Annotated in this window: 15 protein-coding genes; 12 read left to right on the top strand and 3 right to left on the bottom strand. The window is 65.6% G+C overall.

Annotated features, from left to right (window positions below):
* Positions 1-22 precede the first annotated feature (22 nt).
* The 3 genes from FJ386_04260 to FJ386_04250 all read left to right on the top strand — a co-directional run bounded on the left by FJ386_04260 (position 23) and on the right by FJ386_04250 (position 4586).
* Complete coding sequence (locus tag FJ386_04260) at positions 23-1276, top strand: membrane dipeptidase (GenBank protein ID MBM3875919.1); 1254 nt, start codon at positions 23-25, stop codon at positions 1274-1276.
* A gap of 14 nt (positions 1277-1290) precedes the next feature.
* Positions 1291-2775, top strand: a complete 1485-nt coding sequence (locus FJ386_04255) for an arylsulfatase (GenBank protein ID MBM3875918.1) — start codon at positions 1291-1293, stop codon at positions 2773-2775.
* A gap of 113 nt (positions 2776-2888) precedes the next feature.
* Positions 2889-4586, top strand: coding sequence for an amidase (locus FJ386_04250; GenBank protein MBM3875917.1), 1698 nt, complete (start codon positions 2889-2891; stop codon positions 4584-4586).
* Positions 4587-4606: 20 nt separating this feature from the next.
* Here FJ386_04250 and FJ386_04245 read toward each other — a convergent pair whose 3' ends face one another.
* A complete protein-coding gene (locus tag FJ386_04245; protein MBM3875916.1) occupies positions 4607-5059 on the bottom strand; it encodes a D-tyrosyl-tRNA(Tyr) deacylase in 453 nt (150 codons plus the stop codon).
* Positions 5060-5201: 142 nt separating this feature from the next.
* On the opposite strand from FJ386_04245, the gene FJ386_04240 reads away from it, so the two are divergent.
* The 6 genes from FJ386_04240 to FJ386_04215 all read left to right on the top strand — a co-directional run bounded on the left by FJ386_04240 (position 5202) and on the right by FJ386_04215 (position 13223).
* The gene (locus FJ386_04240; protein MBM3875915.1) at positions 5202-6227 is read left to right on the top strand and encodes a Gfo/Idh/MocA family oxidoreductase; all 1026 of its coding nucleotides are present in this window, start codon (positions 5202-5204) and stop codon (positions 6225-6227) included.
* A gap of 289 nt (positions 6228-6516) precedes the next feature.
* Entirely contained in the window at positions 6517-9306 is a 2790-nt protein-coding gene (locus FJ386_04235) for a DUF1549 domain-containing protein (protein MBM3875914.1), read from the top strand.
* 119 nt (positions 9307-9425) lie between these two features.
* On the top strand, positions 9426-10712 hold the full coding sequence (locus FJ386_04230) for a DUF1501 domain-containing protein (protein MBM3875913.1): 1287 nt from the start codon (positions 9426-9428) through the stop codon (positions 10710-10712).
* 74 nt (positions 10713-10786) lie between these two features.
* Positions 10787-12241: an FAD-binding protein gene (locus FJ386_04225; GenBank protein MBM3875912.1), complete on the top strand. Its 1455-nt coding sequence runs from the start codon at positions 10787-10789 to the stop codon at positions 12239-12241.
* Positions 12238-12651, top strand: coding sequence for a response regulator (locus tag FJ386_04220; protein ID MBM3875911.1), 414 nt, complete (start codon positions 12238-12240; stop codon positions 12649-12651). Before FJ386_04225 ends, FJ386_04220 begins: the two co-directional genes overlap by 4 nt.
* Positions 12648-13223, top strand: coding sequence for a cob(I)yrinic acid a,c-diamide adenosyltransferase (locus tag FJ386_04215; GenBank protein ID MBM3875910.1), 576 nt, complete (start codon positions 12648-12650; stop codon positions 13221-13223). Before FJ386_04220 ends, FJ386_04215 begins: the two co-directional genes overlap by 4 nt.
* A gap of 47 nt (positions 13224-13270) precedes the next feature.
* Here the strand turns inward: FJ386_04215 and FJ386_04210 are convergent, their stop codons facing one another.
* Positions 13271-13981, bottom strand: coding sequence for a RibD family protein (locus FJ386_04210; protein MBM3875909.1), 711 nt, complete (start codon positions 13979-13981; stop codon positions 13271-13273).
* Positions 13978-15054 (bottom strand): tRNA preQ1(34) S-adenosylmethionine ribosyltransferase-isomerase QueA, encoded by a 1077-nt coding sequence (gene queA, locus FJ386_04205; protein ID MBM3875908.1) that lies wholly within the window; start codon positions 15052-15054, stop codon positions 13978-13980. Before queA ends, FJ386_04210 begins: the two co-directional genes overlap by 4 nt.
* Before the next feature lie 253 nt (positions 15055-15307).
* On the opposite strand from queA, the gene FJ386_04200 reads away from it, so the two are divergent.
* From FJ386_04200 to FJ386_04190, 3 genes are all read left to right on the top strand, one after another.
* Positions 15308-15769, top strand: a complete 462-nt coding sequence (locus tag FJ386_04200) for a hypothetical protein (protein MBM3875907.1) — start codon at positions 15308-15310, stop codon at positions 15767-15769.
* Positions 15770-16598: 829 nt separating this feature from the next.
* Positions 16599-17528: a 16S rRNA (cytosine(1402)-N(4))-methyltransferase RsmH gene (gene rsmH / locus FJ386_04195; protein MBM3875906.1), complete on the top strand. Its 930-nt coding sequence runs from the start codon at positions 16599-16601 to the stop codon at positions 17526-17528.
* A 19-nt stretch (positions 17529-17547) separates the two neighbouring features.
* Complete coding sequence (locus FJ386_04190) at positions 17548-17919, top strand: hypothetical protein (GenBank protein ID MBM3875905.1); 372 nt, start codon at positions 17548-17550, stop codon at positions 17917-17919.
* Positions 17920-17981 lie beyond the last annotated feature (62 nt).

Below are 17981 nucleotides of genomic sequence, written 5' to 3'. Positions count from 1 at the left end.
GTTTGAATCCGCCGACTCCACGATGAACCGCATGCCCTACCGTCGCCTGCCCGCGGCTTTGGCGTTCGCCGCTTGCCTGGTTTCGTCCACCGCCGTGCTCGTCGCGGCGGACAAGCCACGCGACACCACCGACGCCCGGCTTCGACAGATTCTCCGCGAAGACCCGCTCATCGACGGCCACAACGACATCCCGTGGCAATACCGGCTCCGCGCGAACGACCTCGGCGCCATCGATCTCGCGGGCGACACGCGAACGCTGAAGCGCCCGCTCTCCACCGACATTCCCCGCTTGCGGCGCGGCGGAGTCGGCGGCGTATTCTGGTCCGTTTACGTGCCGGTCACGCTCCGCGGCGAAGCGGCGGTGCGCGCCACATTCGAGCAGATTGATGTCGTCCACCGCCTCTGCGCGAAGCACCCCGACGCCTTGGAACTCGTCCGCAAAGCCGACGACATCGAGCGCATCCACCGCGCCGGCCGCATCGCCTCGCTCATCGGCATGGAAGGCGGCCACTCGATTGACAACTCGCTCGGCAACCTCCGCAAGATGCACGCGCTCGGCGCGCGTTACATGTCGCTCACGCACGCCGCCAACACCGACTGGGCAGACGCCGCGACCGATGAGCCCCGCGCCCGCGGCCTCACGGCGTTTGGCGAGGACGTCGTCCGCGAGATGAACCGCCTCGGCATGCTCGTGGATCTCTCGCACGTTTCCAAGCCCACCATGCTCGCCGCGATGACGGTGTCGAAGGCGCCCGTCATCTTCTCGCACTCAAGCGCGCGCGCCCTTTGCGACCATCCGCGCAACGTGGACGACGAGACGCTTCGCCTCCTCCGCGAAAACGGTGGCGTCATCATGATCAACTTCTTCCCCGGCTACCTTGTGCCCGCCCACGCCGCGTATGCCGAGAAACTCCGCGTCGAGCGGAAGCGCCTGCAGGGAATCCACGGCGACAACTTCTCCGCGCTCGACGACGGCCTTGCCGAGTGGCGTCAGGCCAACCCGCCACCGCCGAACGCCACGCTGGGCGACGTGGCCGACCATCTCGACCATGTGCTGAAAGTCGCGGGCGAAGACCACGTCGGACTCGGCTCGGACTTCGACGGCATCACGTATGCGCCCAAGGGACTCGAGGACGTCTCGTGCTACCCGGCGCTCTTCGCGGAGTTGCAGCGCCGCCGCTGGACACGCGACGAAATGAAGAAGCTCGCCGGCCGCAACATCCTCCGCGTGATGCACGTCGCCGAGCGCGTCGCGCAAGAACAGTCCGCGAAGTGATCCGAGCCTCAATCATGAACTGCTTCCTCGCCTTCACGCGTGCCATCGCCGCGATTTCAGGTGTCGCCTTCGCCGTTTCGCCCGCGCTTCACGCCGCGCCCGCGGGCAAGCCCAACATCATCTTCATCCTCGCTGACGACCTCGGCTACGGTGATCTCGGTTGCTACGGGCAGAAGCTCATCCAGACGCCGAACCTCGACCGCATGGCGCGCGAGGGGATGCGCTTCACCCAGTTCTACGCGGGCTCGACGGTGTGCGCGCCGTCACGCTCGGTGCTCATGACCGGCCAGCACACCGGCCACACGCGCGTCCGCGGCAACGCGGGCGCGGGCAACCCGCTCGCGCAATCGCTCCGCACGGGCGACATGACGGTCGCGCGCATGCTCAAGTCGCCGGGCTACTCCACCGCGCTCATCGGCAAGTGGGGACTCGGCGACGAGGGCGACGCGGCCGTCGGCATGCCCACGCGGCAGGGCTTCGACTACTTCTTCGGCTACCTCAACCAGCATCACGCGCACAACTACTGGCCCGCTTACCTCTTCCGCGCCGAGCAGCGCGTGCCGCTTCGCAATGAAGTTCCCGGCGGCGACCCGTCGAACCTTGCCGCCGCGCGCTTCGGCCGCGGCTGGGCCGGGAAGAAAGTGGACTACAGCCACGACCTGCTCGCCGAGGACGCGCTCAAGTGGGTGGAGACGCAAAAGGACCGCCCGTTCTTCCTCTACCTCGCGCTCACGACACCGCACGCGAACAACGAAGCCACGCGCGGCACCGGCAACGGGCAGGAAGTCCCCGACCTCGGCATCTACGCCGACAAGGACTGGACTCCGCAGAACAAGGGCCAGGCCGCGATGATCACGCGCATGGACCGCGACGTGGGCCGGCTGTTCGAGTCGCTGAAGCGCCTCGGCCTCGACGAGAAGACCCTCGTGCTGTTCAGCTCCGACAACGGGCACCATCGCGAAGGCGGCAACGACCCGGAGTTCTTCGATGCCAACGGCCCGCTCAACGGCATGAAGCGCAGCCTCACCGACGGCGGCATCCGCGTGCCCTTCCTCGCCCGCTGGCCGGGGCGCATCAAGCCCGGCTCCGTCTCGCCGCACGTGGGCTACTTCGGCGACTTCCTCGCGACAGCCGCGGAGTTGAGCGGCGCGCAGATTTCCCCGCCGCACGACAGCATCAGCTTCGTGCCCGCGCTGCTTGGGGACTTGGCGAAGCAGCCCAAGCACGCCGCGCTCTACTGGGAATTCCACGAAGGCGGCTTCAGCCAGGCGGTGCTGATGGACGGCCGCTGGAAAGCCATCCGCATGCGGCGACAGGATGCGCCGGTGCAGCTCTTCGACCTTGCGGGCGACATTGGCGAAACGACGAATCTCGCCGCTGACAACCCCGGGTTGGTCGCCCGCGCGAACGAGTTGTTCAAGTCCGCACGCACCGACTCACCCGACTGGCCCATCCGCGACGGCGCGGCGGGTGGCGCGAAACAGAAGGGAAAGCCGTGAACTCAAATCGGTTCGCCTCGAAATCCACCCGGCCGCCCGGTGGCTCCGGTCGCGCTGCGGCCGGACGCGTCGCGCCGCGACCCGCTCCACCACAGGCAGTTGGTCGCAGGCTCATCGTCGCCGCGATCCTTGCGGTGACAGCGGGTGATTCGAGTTCCGCCCGCGCCCAGATCACCAACACCAACTCCATCTCACGCCAGACCGTCATCGAGGCAGAGAAGCTGTTCGGCCTCGACTTCAACGACCGGAAGCGCGACCAGCTTCTGCCCGCGCTCCGGCAGCAGGCGCAGCGTTACGAAAACCTCCGCAAGTTCGGCATCACGAACGCCGTCCCGCCCGCGGTGAGCTTCAATCCGCTGCCCGCCGGCTTCAAGTTCGAGGCCCGGCGCGCGCCCTTCAAGCCGGGCACGCCGAAAGTCACGCTCCCCGCGAGCGACGAGGACATCGCGTTCCTTTCCGTCGGCGAACTCGGCGCGCTCATCAAATCGCGCCAGCTCACCTCCGAGCGGCTCACACGGCTCTACCTCGGCCGGCTCAAGAAATACGGCCCGCACCTCGACTGCGTCGTCACGCTCACCGAGGAACTCGCCCTCGCGCAGGCCCGCCGCGCCGACGCCGAGATCCGCCGCGGCAAGTATCGCGGCCCGCTGCACGGCATTCCCTACGGCGCGAAGGACCTTCTCGCCGTGCGCGGCTACAAGACGACGTGGGGCTCCGTCGCCTACCAGGATCAAGTCATCGAGGCCGACGCCGAAGTCATCAAGCGCCTCGAAGCCGCGGGCGCGGTGCTCGTGGCCAAACTCACGCTCGGCGAACTCGCGCTCGGCGACGTGTGGTTCGCCGGCACCAATCACATCACGAAGAACCCGTGGAACCTCACGCAGGGCTCGAGCGGTTCGAGCGCGGGTTCCGCGAGCGCGACGGCCGCGGGACTCGTCGCGTTCGGCATCGGTTCGGAAACGCTCGGCAGCATCGTGTCACCGTGCACGCGCTGCGGCGTCACGGGACTTCGCCCCACGTTCGGCCGCGTGCCGCGCACCGGCGCGATGGCGCTATCGTGGTCCATGGACAAGCTGGGCCCCATCTGCCGCACCGTCGAGGACTGCGCGCTCGTCTTCAACGCCATCCTCGGCCCCGACAGCGCGGATTTCTCGGTGATGGACGCGCCGTTCAACTACGACGCGAAGCTCAGGCTCTCCACGGTCCGCATCGGCTACTTGAAGACCGACTTCGACTCCGCCCGCCCCGGCGCAGGCAGGACGAACAACGAAGCCGCCCTCGACACGATGCGTGCTCTCGGCGTAAAGCTCATCCCCGTCGAACTGCCGGCGATGCCCGTCGGCGACCTCACGCTCATCTTGAACGTCGAGGCGGCTGCGGCGTTCGACGACCTCACGCGCAGCGGACGCGACGACCTGCTCGTGTTGCAGAATGCGTGGCCGCAGACGTTCCGGCGCGCGCGCTTCGTTCCGGCCGTCGAGTATCTGCAGGCCCACCGCGTGCGCCACCTGCTCGTGCAGGAGATGGCGAAGGTCTTCGACAAGGTGGACGTGTATGTAGCGCCAACGCACGACGGTTCAAACCTCCTCATCTCGAACCTCACGGGGCATCCGGCCGTGGTGGTGCCGAACGGCTTCACGTCCACAAACACCCCGACGGCCATCACGTTCATGGGCCAGCTTTTCGGCGAGGCCAGGCTGCTTGCCGTCGCGAAGGCGTATCAGGATGCGACCCGTCACCACAAGAAACGCCCGCCCGTGGACGCGCAGATCGCGAAGCTTGCAGCGGAGAGGTCCGGCGAATCGAAGTGAATGCCGCGTCTCCCCGGCCTTCACTCGCGCGCCTTCGAGTCGATCACGATGGTCACCGGGCCATCGTTCACGAGCGCGACGTGCATGTCGGCGCCAAACTCGCCGCGCTCGACCGCGCGGCCGAGGTGCGCCTCGAGCTCGCGCAGGAACTTCTCGTAGAGCGGCACCGCCACTTCCGGCCGCGCGGCGCGGATGTAGCTCGGTCGATTCCCCTTCTTCGTGCTGGCGAACAGCGTGAACTGGCTGAGGACGAGGATTCCGCCGCCGACTTCCTGCACGCCCAGGTTCATCAGTCCCGCGGCATCGTTGAAGATTCGCAGTCGCACGAGCTTGCCTGCGAGCCATTCAATGTCCTCCGCAGTGTCGGCGTCCCCGACGCCGACGAGCACGAGCAACCCGCGCGCGATGCGGCCCCTCACCTCGCCGCCGATGGTGACGGCGGCCTCCGAAACTCGCTGAACCACGGCGCGCATGTGGACGCGCGCGGAGGATGTCAAAGTGCCGCGCCGTCAACAAGCGAACAACCGGCGACGAGGCTTTGGGTTGACAGCCGGCGCGCGTGAGGGCGAGCATCGGCGCGTCACGCGCACGAAACACCACACGCACTCCACTTCCATGAGCAAGACATACAACGTCGGCATCATCGGCTACGGCTGGGTCGCCACGGCGCACATCCCGGCCATCAACGCCAGTTCGCAGGCGCAGGTCACCGCCGTGTATTCGTCGCGCCCGCAGGACGCCGCGGCGCTGACGGCGAAATACGGCTCGCCCATCGCCACCTTCACCAACCTCGAGGCGATGCTTGCCGACCCGAGTATCAACGCCGTCTCCGTCTGCTCCATGCCGAGCCTGCACGCGCCGCACGTCATCGCCGCCGCGCGCGCGGGCAAGCACATCATCATCGAAAAACCCCTCGCGATGTCGTGGACGGACGTGCAGGCCATGCAAGCCGCGGTGAAGAAAGCCGGCGTGAGGACGTGCGTGTGCTTTGAGTGCCGCTACTCGAGCCAGTTCACGGCGATCAAGGCGGTGCTCGACCGCGGCCTGCTTGGCAGGCTGCATTACGGCGAGGTGGACTACTACCACGGCATCGGCCCGTGGTATGGGCAGTTCCGGTGGAACACCTTCAAGAAGGACGGCGGCTCCTCGCTGCTCACGGCCGGCTGCCACGCGCTCGACGCGCTGTTGCTCTGCATGGGCGGCGAAGTCACCGAGGTGACCAGTTACGACACGCGTTCGCAGAGCAGAATCTTCAAGCCCTACGAATACACGACCACGAGCGTGACGATCCTCAAATTCAAGGGCGGCGCGGTGGGCAAGTGCGCGGCGGTGGTGGACTGCCTCCAGCCGTATTACTTCCACACGCACCTCGTCGGCAGCGAGGGCAGTTTGCTCGACGACAAGTTCCACTCGATGAAACTCGGCACCAACAAGGCCAAATGGAGCCAGCTCTCGATGAAGATGCTCGACTCCGGCGATGTGAGCGACCACCCGTATCAGTCGCAGTTCCAGGCGTTCTTCGACGCGCTCGACGCCGGCAAGGAAATGCCGCTCACGAGCCTCGCCGACGCCGCCGCGAGCCACCGGGTCATCTTCGCCGCGGACAAGTCGGCGGCGACGGGCAGGACGGTGAGATGGTAAGCATCGGCCACGAGCCGCGAGGCGCACGAACCCGGCTTGCGACACGCGAACGCGATTCAAGCGGTCAGCCGTGAGCGCCCTAATCTGCAGGCGGAGCATCGGCGTGGAAGGCGCCGCGGCGGGAACCGACACCCGCCCGACGAACAACTTGACCTCACGTCGCGCTCGCGGGTCTGTGATCGCCAAGGCGACCGGTTGATGCAGCCGCGCCGCACCCGCTCCAATTCTGCTGAATAGCCCCTCGCGGGCTCGCCTCTAAATTTCACCCGCCCCGCGCGCGCTCAAACCGATGAAACGACCGAGCCCACCGATGATACGACTCCCGCGCGCGCGGCGTCCGGGAGCGATTCTGTTGATGGCGGGACTGGTCGCGGCGGCCGTCGCGGCGCCTTCGCCGCCATTCGTCCCGCTGCACGAGCGGATCGACCGCATGATCGAGGGCACCTTCGTCGGGCCCGTCCTCGGCGTCGCCGCGGATGCAGATTTTGTGCGGCGCATCCACCTCGATCTCACCGGAAGGATTCCATCGGCCGAGGAGGCGCGCGCATTTCTCTCGGACACTTCGCCGGACAAGCGCCCCCGGCTCGTGGACCGGCTCGTCGGCTCGCGAGACTTCGCACGGCACATGGCCACGACATTCGACGTGATGTTCATGGAGCGTCGCCCCGAGAAGAGCGCGAAAGCCGCCGACTGGCAGCAGTGGCTCTTCGAGTCATTCGCGACAAACAAGCCCTACCACCAGCTCGCGCAAGAAATCCTTTCGGCGGACGGCACGGAGGCGAAGAATCGCGTCGCCTCGCGGTTTTTCCTCGACCGCGATGCGGAGTCGAACCTGCTCACCCGGGACACGGGCCGGATTTTCTTCGGCAAGGACCTGCAGTGCGCGCAGTGCCACGACCACCCGCGCGTGGATGATTTCCTCCAGCGCGATTACCACGGGCTCTACGCGTTCTTCAGCCGCGCCTATTTGTTCACCGAGGACCGGTCGAAGAAGGTGTTCCTCGCCGAGAAGGCCGACGGCGACGTGGCCTTCACATCGGTGTTCACGAAGGAGTCCGGCGCGACACGCCCGCGACCGCCCGGCGGACTGCAGATGGCCGAGCCGCGATTTCGGATGGGCGACGAGTGGGTCGTGCGGCCCGACGCGAAGGACAAGAATCTCCGGCCCGTCCCGAAGCACAGCCGCGTGGCGCTGCTCGCCGCTGCGACCACGGACGGCTCGAACCGCGACTTCAACCGCAACATCGCCAACCGGATTTGGGCCGCGATGATGGGCCGCGGCCTCGTCGACCCGGTGGACGAGATGCACTCGGACAATCCGCCGGCGTATCCCGCGCTGCTCGACCTGCTCGCGAACGAGATCGTGACGATGAAGTTCGACGTGCGATCGTTCGTGCGCGAACTCGCGCTGACGCGCGCGTATCAGCGCAGCATCGAGATCGCCACGGTGCCGGCCTTGCCCGCCCGCCCGACGGCTGGGCGAATCGCCGACCTCGAAGCGGAGCGGACGCGGCTCTCGGAGTGGCTCTTGAAGCACGACGAGGCGCACAAGGCAGCGCTGACAAACCTCGCCGCCGCGCGCAAGGAAGCCGCGCCACTTGTCGCGGACTTCGCCAAGACCAACGCCGCGCTGCTCGAAGTGAAGAAGGCGTGCGACCCGGCCATCAATGCGCATTACGAGGCACAGCGCATCCTCTTGTCGCGGCGCGACGCCTTGCAGTCCATCAACGAAGGTCTTGCCCGCGTGCAGGCTGCGCTGGCGAACTTGCCTGGAGACAAGGACCTCACCAACTCCATCGCCAGCCTCACCGCGCGCTCGGCCTCGCTCACGAAGGACGTGGAGGCCGCCGCGAAGGACGCCGACACCAAGGCCGCTGCGGCCAGGCCGATGTTCGACGGCCTGGCGGCCGCGGACAGTGCCGCAGACTCGATCCGCGAGCGGCACGACGCGGTGGAGAGACAGATACTCGCCCTCGAGGCCGGGCTTACGTCGATGCTGGCGCGGCGGCAGGCGGACCGGACGTTGTTGCGCCACGTCGAGCGACAGCTTGCGGACGCGAAGGCGCTCGTGGAAAGCGAGCCGCTTTTCGCCCTGGCCAGCGCTTCTCTCGCGGAACTCGAAGCGCTTCGCGGGCGGGAGCGGCGGGCGCGGGAAATCGTCGCCACTTACGATGCGCTCGTCGCAGCGCAGCGCGCGGACGACACCGCGGACAGGGAGCTGCGCGAGAGCCGGCGTCAGCTCGCCGAGGCGGTTTCGCCACCGAGAGGCTGCACGCCCGCCACGGCCGGGGAGCTTGCGAAGCTCCGCCGGGTGGTGGCGTCGCGCGAGGCAGCCGTCACGATCGCGACGATGCGGCTTGCGCAGGCCCGGCGGGGGTTTGAGCCGGTGGCCAGGCAGTTCGCCGACGCGAACCGCGATCTGCCCGCGATCGAGAAACAACGGGCGGCCGCCTCGGCCAAGGCCGAGGCCGACCGGCGCAAGCTTGGCGAACCGTTCGTGAAGCTGTCGCCGATGCTCGAAAATCGCTTCGCCTCGGGCGCGCTCGTGGCGCTCACGCCGGAGCAACTTTGCTGGAGCATGATGCAGGCGAGCGGCCAGGTGCGCGCGCAGGAGCTCGCCGCGGATGCCGAGTTCGAGAAGAAGGACCCGGCGACGGAATCGAACAAGGACAGCCCGGCGCGGCTCGCCGCCCGGGCGACCTTCCTCGAGCAGTTTGTGTGGGACCGGTTGCGTGGAAACGCGGGCCAGTTCGCAAGCCTGTTCGCCAACGGCGCCGGCCAGCCGCAGAACGCGTTCTACACAACCGCGGAACAGGCGCTGTTCTTCAACAACGGTGGGCTCGTCCGCAGTTGGCTCGCGCCGTCCGCGGGAAACCTCACTGACCGGCTCCTGAAGGCCGCCGATGCGCAGTCGCTATGCGACGAGCTTTACATGAGCGTGCTCACCCGGCCGCCGACTGCGGACGAGGTGAAGGAAGTTTCGCGTCGCCTCGGCGCGCGGGCCGGCGACAAGCCAGCGGTCGTGCAGGACCTTGCGTGGGCGCTGCTCACGAGCGTGGAGTTTCGATTCAAGCACTAGCGCGCTGCGTTGGGGGGGGGCGGGGCAGGCAAAAAAAGCCCGGACATTCCGTGATTCAGGGTTGCGTCGAGCGCGTCGGAATGGGATAAATTCAACAACGCACAACCCTTCCACGAGATATGAAATGTGATTACGCCTGCGGTTCAGCGGAGCACACCATTGCCCGGCGCCAGTTTCTCGGGTCGCTCGCCGCCGGGGCGGGCGCCGTGGCTGGCGGGCTCGGGGCGTTCGCCGCGCCCCCGGTGTCAGCCTCCCTCGCGAAGAACCAGAAGCGGATGGTCGTGTTCAACATGCACGGCGGGCTTTCGCAGCTCGAAAGTTGGGACCCTAAGCCCGGCACGGACACCGGCGGGCCGTTCCGCGCCATCCCGACAAGCGTGCCGGGAATCCACATCAGTGAACTGCTTCCATTCACGGCAAAGCAGATGCACCACCTCGCGCTCGTGCGCGGCATCAACACGAAGAACGACGACCATGGCAAGGGCACATACATGATGCTCACGGGCCGGCGTCAGGTGCCCGGGCAGGAGTTCCCCCAGATTGGCGCGGTGGTGGCGAAGTGCTTTGACGGGCCGCACCAGTCCCTGCCCGGCCACGTGCGCATCACGGCCGGCGGCGGCGGGCGCAGCGGCGACTCCGCGTATCTTGGTCCCAAATACGCCAGCATCGGGCTCGACGGCAGCCAGCCGCCCGCGAACACGACCAAGCCCGACAGCCTGTCCGTGGCGTCGCTCGCGGAGCAGAATGAATTTCGACGCGTTGCGAATGACCACTTCCTTTCGCGCCGGCGCACGGCGATGACCGATGCTTACACGCAGAGTTACGAGCAGGCGCTGGAGTTGATGAAGCAGCGGGACGTGTTTGACCTTTCCAAGGAACCCGAGAAGGACCATGAGCGTTACGGCAAGCACGACTTCGGCCGGCATTGTTTGATGGCGCGGCGGTTGTTGGAGAAGGGCATCACGTTCGCGCAGGTGTCGCACTCGAACTACGACACGCACAACGAGAATTTCAACTTCCACTTCGAGCAGATGGGCGAGTTCGACAAGCCCTTCGCCACGTTCGTGGCGGACCTCGCGGACCGCGGGATGCTCGACAGCACGCTGATCGTCGTGCTGAGCGAGTTCGGCCGCACGCCGCGCATCAACCAGTATTACGGCCGCGACCACTGGGGCCGCGCATGGAGCGTGTGCGTGGGCGGCGCGGGGATCGTGCGCGGCGCATCCGTGGGCGCGACGAACAAGAACGGCACGGAAGTCTCCGAGCGTGAGGTGGACTGCGGGCATCTCTTCCACACTTACCTGCGCGCGCTTGGATTGAGTTCGAAGGGCAATTTCGACATCGCCGGCCGGCAGGTTCCGATGGCCGACCCGGCGGTCGGGCCGATCAAAGAGCTGCTGGTCTGACCGACGTGCGTTTCCCTTGGCGCCGGGGCGCGCGCGCCCTCGACACCCCGGTGCCTGCCTGCTAGTTTCCGCCCGTGGCCCAGTCGTCGGAAACAGTGGTTTCGCCTTCCGTCGTCCGTGAACTGGCTTCCATTGTCGGGCCGGCGAACATCGTCACAGCCCACGACGAGCTCGTCGTCTACGAGTGCGACGCCTACACGCTCGAGAAAAGCCTGCCCACCGTCGTCGTGCTGCCGCACACGACGGATGAAGTCGCGACGGTGCTCAAGCTTTGCGCCAGCCACAACCTCCCGGTCATCCCACGCGGCGCAGGCACGAGCTTGAGCGGCACCGTGCTCGCCGTCACCGGCGGCGTGATGATCGCGCTCACGCGGATGAACCGCATCCTCGACCTCGACGTCCGCAACCGCCGCGCACTTGTCGAGGCGGGCGTCATCAACGCGCGAGTCACGCAAGCCGTCCAGTCACGCGGGCTTTTCTACGCGCCGGACCCCTCGTCGCAATCTGCATGCACCATCGGCGGCAACGTGGCCACGAACTCGGGAGGGCCGCACACGTTGAAATACGGCGTGACCACCAACCACGTGCTTGGCTTCGAGTTGGTGCTGCCCGACGGCGAAGTGGTGTGGCTCGGCGCGCGCCCCGGCGGCGGCGAGGATGTGGAGGGCTACGACCTGCGCGGCGCGGTGATCGGCTGCGAGGGGATGTTCGGGATTGTCACGCGCGTGCTGCTCCGGCTCGTCCGCGCGCCGCAGGAATTCAAGACCATGCTCGGCGTGTTCGAGAGCGTGGATGACGCGAGCCAGACGGTGAGCGACATCATCGGCGCGGGCATCGTGCCGGGCGCGATGGAGATGATGGACCAGATGATCACGCAGGCGGTCGAGGCTGCGTATCATTTCGGGTTCCCGCTGGACGCCGGCGCGGTGTTGATCGTCGAGTTGGACGGATTATCCGCGGGACTCGGTCGCCAGGCGGAGCGGGTCATGGACCTGTGCCGCCGGAACGCCGCGCGCGAAGTGCGGCTGGCGAAAACCGCGGAGGAGCGCGCAGAACTGTGGAAGTGCCGCAAGCGCGCGTTTGGCGCCATCGGGCGGTTGAGCCCGAGCTTCCTCACGCAAGACGGCGTGGTGCCGCGATCGAAACTGCCCGAAATGATGCAGTTCATCGGCGAAACGAGCCGGCGGTGCGGACTGCGCATTCCAAACGTCTTCCACGCGGGCGACGGGAACATCCATCCGCTGGTGCTTTTTGACGAGCGGGACCCGGAGCAAGTGCGGCGCGCGGTGAAGGCCGGCGAGGAAATCCTCGAGAGATGCATCGAGTTGGGTGGCAGCGTGAGCGGCGAACACGGCATCGGCGTGGAAAAGATGGACATGATGGCGCGGCAGTTCACGGCGGATGACCTCGACGCAATGCGGGCGCTCCGGCGCGTATTCGACCCGGAGGGCCGGTGCAATCCGCACAAGATGTTTCCCGGCTCCAAGCGCTGCGCGGACTTCGCGCCCCGCAAGCAGATTGCGGCATGAGCAACCCGCGCCCCAACGGCGGCAAGGCACTTGCGCCCCGCGCGAAGCGAAAGCTGCGCGCCCGCGTGGCGGGCCGTGCGGCCGGGGTTCGAGTCGCGCGCGGGCCGGGTGAAGCCCCGCCGGATCTCCGGGGCATGCGCGATGGCGACGGGCCTTACGCGGACCGCGCCGCGCACCCGTTGCCCGGATTGATCCTGCTCGACTTGAAACTCCCGAAGCGCTCGGGCCACGAAGTCCTCGCGTGGCTCGGGCAGCAAAGCGGGTTGAGTCCCATCCCGGCCGTCGTTCCCAGCCCGTCGCAGCAAGCCGCCGACATCGACGCCGCGTTTCGACGCGGCGCAAACTCCTACCTCGTAAAACCCGTGCTGTTCGACGACCGTGTGTCAACCGGAGCGCAGTTCATCCCATGAGCATCGCAACCAAGACCGGCGACAAAGGCACCACGGGCCTGATGTATAACCGCCGCGTGCCGAAGAACCACCCGCGCGTCGAGGCGTATGGTTGCGTGGACGAACTCAACGCGGCGCTCGGGGTCGCGCGCGCGACGACGAAGGCTTCTGCCATCCAGTCGGACTTGCTTCGCATCCAGAAGGACCTCGTCACCATCATGGGAGAACTGGCGACAACCATCGAGGACCTCGGCCGATACGAGAAAGACGGGCACCCGCTCGTGACGCCGGAACTCACGGCCAAGCTCGACGGGGTCGTCCGGCAGATTGAAGAACAGGACATCACTTACCGCGGCTGGGCGACCCCGGGCGCGACGCAGGATGCTGCGGCCGTCGACATGGCGCGGACCATTTGCCGGCGGGCGGAGCGGCGCGTCTGTGCCTTGCAGGAGGCGGGCGAGTTGCGAAATCCGGAGATCATCGTCTATCTCAATCGCCTTGCTGACGTGTTGTGGTTGATGGCCCGCCGGATCGAGACCGTCGCCGAGGAGCCGGAGCCCGGGGAGAAAGGTCCTGCCGGACAGGTCGCGTGAGAAATCTACCGTGGCTTGGGTTCCCTTCCGACGGGCAGCCGCCGCAATCATGCGTGCGCGGCCAAGACGAGGAAGAACTCATCCCCGGTCCGGCGCACCGATTGGATCTCAAACTTCGCCGCGTCACGGAGCTTTCCACCCAGCCCATCTGAAATCGTCGGCGCCTCGCGCCCTCCGATAATCTTCGGACAAAGCGTGACGTGGATTTCGTCCACGATCCCGGCGCGGAACAGCGCACTGTTGAGTTCGCCGCCGCCTTCGCAGAGCAGGCGGTGGACTTTCCATTCCGTGCGCAGCCAGCGAAGCGTCGGGTCCCATTCGATGGCGCGGCAACCGCACACGCGCACCACATCCGCGACCTCGCGCAACCGTGCAAGCCGCGTAGCCGGGCAGCGTGAAGTCGTGAGCACGACGACGGGTGACCTGCGGTCCGCGAACAAGTGCGCCCGTGGATCGAGCGTGCCGGATGGCGAAACGACGATGCGGAGGTTGAACTCGCGAAGCCCGCGCCGGATTCGCGCCCTGCGAAATGCCCCGCCACCGGGGCCGAGCGTGATCCGGTTCAAGTCCGCCGTCCGCGCGCCGCACATCACCGCGTCGGCCGTTGCGCGCAACTCGAGGAGGTGGCGCTGATCTCCCGCGCTGCTGAAGGACGAAACCGCGCGGTTGGCGGTGGCGATCTTGCCGTCCGCGGCCATCGACATATTGACCAGCACAAACGGCCGGCGTGGACTGGACTGATTGGAGTCCGGTTTCACAAGATCAACATCGCGTCGCCGTAGCTGAAAAACCGGTATCGCCCGCGAATGGCCGACGCATACGCGGACATCACGAGTTCTCGCCCGGTGTGGCCGCCGGGCGCGGCAAACGCGCACGCAAGCACGAGAAGTGACGAGCGAGGGAGGTGGAAATTTGTGAGCAGCGCGTCCACAACACGGAAGTGAAATGGCGGCCGGACAAAGAGGCGCGTGCGGCCGGACTGCTCGCGCCACGGGCCATCGAGGCTCGCGGCGATGGTCTCCAAGACGCGCAGGCTCGTTGTCCCGCAAGCGATGATCCGGCTCCCGCGGCTCTTCGCGGTGTTGAGCTCGGCTGCCGTTTCTGCGCCGAGGTGAAATCGCTCCTCGTGCATCACGTGGTCGTCGAGGTCTTCCGCCTTCACGGGTGCGAATGTTCCAAGCCCCACATGCAAGGTGACAAAACGGACTCGCGCGCCTCGCATGCGCGCAGCGTCGAGCAACTCGGGCGTGAAATGCAAACCTGCGGTCGGCGCCGCTGCGGATCCCGGCGGGCCGGCGAAGACTGTCTGATAGCGGACACGATCCTCGTTGTCGTCGCGCGGGTCGCCACGCGGAATGTATGGAGGCAACGGGACTTCACCGAGTTCATCCAACTCTCCGACGATGTTTGGTGTGGCGCGAAACTCGATACGGCAATGGCCCTCGTTGTTCCTTTCGCGCAAAACCGCGGTGACGGGCGACGGAGTTCCGCAACGCTTGCAGATTTGCAATTCGGCTCCGACGCGCACTCTCTTGGCGGGTTTCATCATCACCCACCAGTCGTTCACGGAGCTTTCCTCGAGCAGCAGAAGTTCCACGTGACCGCCGGTTGTCGGTTTGATTGCGCGCAACCTTGCCGGAATCACGCGCGAATTGTTTAAGACGAGAACGTCGCCCTCGCGCACGTAATCCAGCAAGTCCACAAAGCGCCGGTGTGCGATCGAGCCATGCTGCCGATCCAACACAATGAGTCGCGAAGCATCGCGACGTGGCGCGGGCGTGTGCGCGATCAACTCGGGGGGCAAATCGTAATCGAACTCCTGCGTGCGCACGGGCTTTCAATAGTAGTTCCGCGTCGCGAAGGCAAACCGCGATGACACTTGCTTTGTCCCCGCGCGGACTCAGTTCTTTGCGAGAGTGACTGACGAATTGCAAAAGTCGGGCGCCGACTGCCCTGAAATGGAGCGGTTCGGAGGCCGCGAAAGCACGCCCAAATTTTTTTTGATTCCCCTATTGACGCCCAAGTGCCCCTAAGGTAGAAAAAGGGTCGTTCCGGGGCAAATAGGCGAACCGTTTTTCTTGGATATGTCTGAAGTCAACGCCATCGCAGAGATGAGCTTCCACGGTGAATTCGACCATGGGGTCGACTTGCAGCGGCGGTTGCAGATTCCGGCCGACTGGAGGCCGACCGGCCCGAATGCCAAATTCATCCTCCTACCGTGGGAATATCCAGCGGGCTTTTGCATTCGAGTGCTCACGCCCGCCAAGCTAGATCACTTGCTTAAGGAGATTAACGCCCTGCCGAATGACAATCCAAGGAAGGCCCAACTCAAGCGCTACATCGGCGCGAACTCGAGCCGCGTAACACTCGACAAGAACGGGAGGATTTGCCTACCAACCGGACTATCGGAGAAGGCTGGAATCGTAAACTCGGCGAAGCTGGTGAGCTTGCTCGACCGATTCGAGATTTGGAACCCGGAGCGATACCTCCCAGTGGCATCAGATGATCAGAGTGTTGCGCCGGATGCGAACCGATATCTGGGCTGATTATGGGCCTGATGAAACTCCTGTAGGCGGGGAAGGGATTGGTCGGCATTCGCGATGGACGGACAAAGTATAAGGTTACCAAGGCCAACTTGGTTCCAAACTTTAACGAGACAGCTCGTTCGATTGGGCCTGTTAGTTCATTGAAAGTCGGTTCAAGTAAGAAAGTCGGGAACCCCGCCAATCCGTTCCAAAGGAAGGTGCGGGATGGCGCGCAGGGCAGAGCCAACAATTGCTCCCCGATCCGAAAGGCGACGGGGAACTGGGGAAAGCGACGCTGCCACTGTCGGAAATGACTGAGGCAGAGACAGTTGCTTGGAATGGCCAACCGGCCGTGGCGGATGCACCCGCCGCGGCCGGAGCCAGTCCAGAAGTAGGTTCGACTGGAAGGACAGAATCAAAAGCTATTATGCACCAAGCAGATACAATCGGATCGAAGCGAACACTCAAACGAAGTGGCACGATTCGTTCAATCCCCGTCACCGCCCGGCTCGCGGAACCACTCCTAACTGCCGGGGAGCGCAAGCGAAAGCCGAAACCGCCATTTGTGGCAAAGCTCGCTCAACTTGCGGCACTCGCCAAAATCGGAAAGCGCCAGAAACCTGACCAAACCTTCGAACCATGGCTCAACAAGTTGAAGGTAGTTCGGAATGACCTTCGGGACTCGGACCTGGAAGTCCTTCCCGTGAAAACCACTGCCGGTTCTCGCTGCAAGCCAGTCGGCCCCGGTGTGGACGCATCCAGCAGGTCAGTGGCCCGATTCGTTCAGAGCCGGAAGTTGTCACGGATGGTATCGGCGTGTTTTGCCTGGTTCTAACTTTGGCCATGAGAAGTGACGGAACTCACTCACAAGCCAGTGCTGTTGCCGCAAGTGCTCGAGGCCCTGCGGCCGCGGGCGGGCAGCCGCCTCGTCGACGGAACGATCGGTTTGGGTGGACACGCGTCGGCGCTGTTGATGGCCAGCGCGCCGGATGGGCTGCTTCTTGGATGCGATCTCGATGGCGCCGCGCTTGAGATCGCGTCGCGCCGACTCGAACCATTTACCGGGAGGTTCGAGCTGCAAAGGATGAATTTCGCCGGGCTGGCCCAGTGGATCCAGCCGGGGTCGTGCGGCGGGATGCTGCTGGATCTCGGGGTCAGCTCGGCCCAACTGGATTCGCCAGCCCGCGGGTTCAGTTTTCAGAACGACGGGCCCTTGGACATGAGAATGGACTGCAATTCGCCGATGACGGCCGCGACGCTCTGCAATACTGCGAGCGCCGCGGAACTCGCGCGCATGTTCGCGGACTTCTCGGACGAACCGCACGCCCGTCGCATCGCCCGAGCCATCGAGAGCGAACGTCAATCCCATACCTTTGAGACCACCGGGCAACTCGCGAGACTAGTCGAGCGCATCAACCCCCGCTGCGGCAGCAGGTCGCATCCCGCGACCAGGGTGTTTCAGGCGCTGCGCATGGCCGTGAATGACGAACTGGCCTCGCTGCGGTCGGGCCTCGCGGCTGCGCTCGAGATTCTCGCCCCCGGCGGCCGTCTGGCCGTGATCACGTTCCATTCCATCGAAGACAGGATCACCAAGAACTTTGGCCGCGACGCGGCCCGCGACTATTCCGTGCCGGGTGCGGAGGACATTCCCGAATTGCGCCAGGCGCGCCAGCCCCTGCTCCGGGTGCTCACACGCAAGCCGGTGGTGCCAGATGCCGCCGAGATCGCCGCCAACCCGCGCGCTCGGAGCGCCCAACTTCGAGTGTTCGAGAAGCTCTAGCCGCCAACATACCTTTGCCATGTCCAGAAACCGAAAGAACCCCTCCAGCGGATTCTCGCTCAGCGCCGCGGCGGCGATCGTCACGCTCATCATCGTCTTCGGCGCTGCATCGGTCGGTTACGTTTGGCAGAAGTCCCAAATCCTCGACCTCGGAAAGCAGATCAAGAACAACGAAATCCGTCTCGCCGAAATCCGTCGCCAGAACAAGATTCGCCGCGACCAACTCGACTACTTGCGGTCACCCGCCGTGCTCGATCAGCGCGTCAAGGAACTCAACCTCGGGCTCGTTCCTCCTCTGCCCGGGCAGATCATCACGCTCATCGAGTCGTTGCCTGCCGCTGCGACATCGCAGTCTTCAAAACACCTCGTCGCCGCGGCTCAGCGCCGATGATGACACACGAAATCCATGAACCCGCAATTGCCTGAAGACGATGGCGCGCCGCAGGACGCCAA

The sequence above is a fragment of the Verrucomicrobiota bacterium genome, assembly GCA_016871675.1.
Taxonomy (GTDB): Bacteria; Verrucomicrobiota; Verrucomicrobiia; order Limisphaerales; family VHCN01; genus VHCN01.
The sequence above is the reverse complement of the archived record's forward strand: the minus strand, read 5'-3'. Positions and strand labels throughout refer to the sequence as shown.

Excerpts from the sequence above, each read along its gene's own strand:
- FJ386_04260 (MBM3875919.1), top strand. The coding sequence starts at position 23 with ATGAACCGCATGCCCTACCGTCGCCTGCCCGCGGCTTTGGCGTTCGCC.
- FJ386_04255 (MBM3875918.1), top strand. The coding sequence starts at position 1,291 with ATGAACTGCTTCCTCGCCTTCACGCGTGCCATCGCCGCGATTTCAGGT.
- FJ386_04245 (MBM3875916.1), bottom strand. The coding sequence starts at position 5,059 with ATGCGCGCCGTGGTTCAGCGAGTTTCGGAGGCCGCCGTCACCATCGGC.
- FJ386_04240 (MBM3875915.1), top strand. The coding sequence starts at position 5,202 with ATGAGCAAGACATACAACGTCGGCATCATCGGCTACGGCTGGGTCGCC.
- FJ386_04235 (MBM3875914.1), top strand. The coding sequence starts at position 6,517 with ATGAAACGACCGAGCCCACCGATGATACGACTCCCGCGCGCGCGGCGT.
- FJ386_04230 (MBM3875913.1), top strand. The coding sequence starts at position 9,426 with ATGAAATGTGATTACGCCTGCGGTTCAGCGGAGCACACCATTGCCCGG.
- FJ386_04220 (MBM3875911.1), top strand. The coding sequence starts at position 12,238 with ATGAGCAACCCGCGCCCCAACGGCGGCAAGGCACTTGCGCCCCGCGCG.
- FJ386_04215 (MBM3875910.1), top strand. The coding sequence starts at position 12,648 with ATGAGCATCGCAACCAAGACCGGCGACAAAGGCACCACGGGCCTGATG.
- FJ386_04200 (MBM3875907.1), top strand. The coding sequence starts at position 15,308 with ATGTCTGAAGTCAACGCCATCGCAGAGATGAGCTTCCACGGTGAATTC.
- FJ386_04190 (MBM3875905.1), top strand. The coding sequence starts at position 17,548 with ATGTCCAGAAACCGAAAGAACCCCTCCAGCGGATTCTCGCTCAGCGCC.